The organism is Candidatus Poribacteria bacterium, from assembly GCA_021295755.1.
GTDB lineage: Bacteria > Poribacteria > WGA-4E > WGA-4E > PCPOR2b > PCPOR2b.
Map to the genome: position 1 here is coordinate 12,662 of JAGWBT010000218.1, position 2,452 is coordinate 15,113.

The 2,452-nt window shown below is 51.5% G+C and carries 3 protein-coding genes; all 3 read right to left on the reverse strand.

The genetic code is table 11. The features are described from left to right. Window positions 1-407: 407 nt before the first annotated feature. On the reverse strand, window positions 408-1,334 hold the full coding sequence (locus J4G02_22140; protein MCE2397213.1) for a Gfo/Idh/MocA family oxidoreductase: 927 nt from the start codon (window positions 1,332-1,334) through the stop codon (window positions 408-410). A gap of 337 nt (window positions 1,335-1,671) precedes the next feature. Then, window positions 1,672-2,019 carry a hypothetical protein gene (locus J4G02_22145; GenBank protein MCE2397214.1) on the reverse strand — a complete coding sequence of 116 codons (348 nt, stop codon included), beginning with the start codon at window positions 2,017-2,019 and terminating at the stop codon, window positions 1,672-1,674. A gap of 169 nt (window positions 2,020-2,188) precedes the next feature. Next, on the reverse strand, window positions 2,189-2,452 hold a 264-nt coding region (locus J4G02_22150), incomplete at its 5' end, for a cell division protein FtsX (GenBank protein MCE2397215.1).

Here is a 2,452-nt window from a genome sequence, read left to right on the forward strand (position 1 = left end):
GGAAACCGCACCTACCGGGTTGAATTGAATGCGGTGCGGTTAGGAAACCGCACTTACCGGCCCCGATAAATCGGGATCGAAACCGAGGGGCGAAGGTCTCTATTTATTTCTTGAATTCACCATAATTATAGCATAATCCCACGCAGATAAGGGCTGATTTTCAACACTCTGCGAAACAAAAAAGCCCCATGCACAATGCACAGGGCTGGATTATTTTGACGGGGCGGAAGGCGTCTACGCTTGCTTCTTTCCTTGAATCTGGGGCATGTAGGTTTCTCTGCCCATCTGAGGTTTTTTGTTATCCATCCGCGAACTTTTCGGGAAAAGTCTGAGGCTGCGGTCTTCAAGGGGAAGCCTCACTGGAACGTGTCCGCGTCGATGCGATTCCCGCAGCGCAATAGCGATTTCTAGCACCTTACGCCCGTTGTCGCCGCTGCCTCTCGGCTCAATGTTCTTTTCAAGCGCGTCAACGATGGACTGGACGCTCGCGATGTTTCGGTCTCCGGGCCATCTCCAACCGTCCGCATGTAAACGCTGGTTTCGGGAAACACGCCCTCCACCTTTTTGAGTGGTGCCCCCATCAATGGATCAACAACGTCGTCTGCTTTCCACAGGCTGAGCAAACTATTATTGCTGCGGAATACACCTCGGGTGCACGACACCTCAAATCCACGTCCTCTCGCATCGGTTTCGCGGTGCATGAAGGCTTCAATACCGTTGGTGAACCGCAGATAGCCCGCCACGCCTTGGTCATGATCGCTCTCTGGATCATCGGCAACCCAGCCAATCACCCACGCAACATCGGCGTCTCCGGCAAACATACGCATCAGACTAAAAAGCTGACAGCCACCGCCCGACATCTCTGTGCCGCTCCCGCCTGTGAAGTTGATGCTTTTGACTTCACCAAGCTCACCTGACTCAATGATTTCAAGGGCTTTCCAGTACGGTGGTAGGTTCCGGTCTAGGTCGCCAGCCCCCAACTTGATTCCTCGCGATTGGCAGGCTGCCACCATCCGATCTGCATCTGCGAGCGTTGCCGCAATGGGCTTTTCGCAGAGGATTGCCCGCACACCCGCCTCAGCACACCCAATGACGACCTCCGGGTTTGGTCGAACCGGCAGGATAGGTGCAGCGATATCAATCCCTTCCTTCTCGAGCATCTCCCGATAATCGCTGTACCCTGGGACGCCGTAGTATTCACAGTACAATCCTAAGTTTTCGGGATCGGTATCAGCAAATGCAACAACTTCGGTCAAGGGATTAAGCGCGTACGCCCGCGCGTGCGACCCACCCTTCCTTCCGCAACCGATGACTCCGACTCGATATTTAGCCATTTAAGTTCTTCCTAGTCTGATGTAGTCGGCTAAGTTTATAGGTTTCATGATGGACGTGCTTTGCGGGCTTTCCGCAAAACCGACATTTACCCCCCGCTTTCTTGATGATTCTGTCGCGTTTCTCTTTCCAGCGATCGGATTGGAGGTCTTGTCCATACTCTCGCTTGCGGTCATTTTTACTGTTCCGCCTGCTGTTAGGTCGATTCTTAGGAGCCGTTTCTGATCGCGGGGATTTCCTCCGTCTTGGCTTGTAAGGATTTCCGCTCATCGCCCTGTTCGCCTGAGCGCGTGGCGAATCATTATATTTTTTCATGGTGCCCTCCTCCTATCCCTCCCTTTACTCTTTTCCCACCCCATCTATGTGATGTGCGAGGTGGTTACTGTAGTTCTGGTTGAGTTGCCTGATGTTGGCATCCATATCAGAGAGCCGCTGATTCATATCCGAGCGCAAGCCTGTGATTTGCTGATTCACTTCAACAAAACGCTTGTCGATGCGAGTTTCTAGTTCTGTGAGTCGCTTGTCGATGCGAGTTTCTAGTTCTGTGAATCGCTTGTCGATGCGATCTTCGAGCTGCACCAGTCGGTTATTTGTCTGCGTGACGGCAAACAGGATATAGACCTGTGCGAATACGAAGATAGCGACGATAAGGGTGATAAGTGCGATCCAAAGGTTCTTTTGATTCATGACCGATTCCCCCTTCCATAGAAGAATCTTGCGACCGCGCCGCGTTCAGCGATTTCGGCTTTTGTGCAGTAACGGTTTATGAAATACACTTTTGAATGAAAAGGCGACTGCCCGATGAAAAAATAAGGATTGACGTTTAACCGTTCAACCCAACCTACGTAGTGTCGTCCTACACGTTCACATATCTCCGTATCGGTGAGACGCTGCCGAGTAAGCCGAGCAGAACGCCTCCGAGTATAATCAGACTGATTTGATCCAAAGGAATGAACTGTATCTGACTAATTCGCGGCACGAATATGCGAAACAGCGTGTAAAAACTAACGACTCCAGATAAACTCCCAATCAATCCTAGAAACACCCCTTGGGCGATAAGTGGGACACGGATGTACCAGTAGGTTGCCCCAACCAGTCTCATGACTCGGATCTCCTCACG

What these genes read in the sequence shown, in the direction of transcription:
- J4G02_22145 (MCE2397214.1), bottom strand. Translation starts at nt 2,019, where the DNA reads ATGAATCAAAAGAACCTTTGGATCGCACTTATCACCCTTATCGTCGCT.
- J4G02_22140 (MCE2397213.1), bottom strand. Translation starts at nt 1,334, where the DNA reads ATGGCTAAATATCGAGTCGGAGTCATCGGTTGCGGAAGGAAGGGTGGG.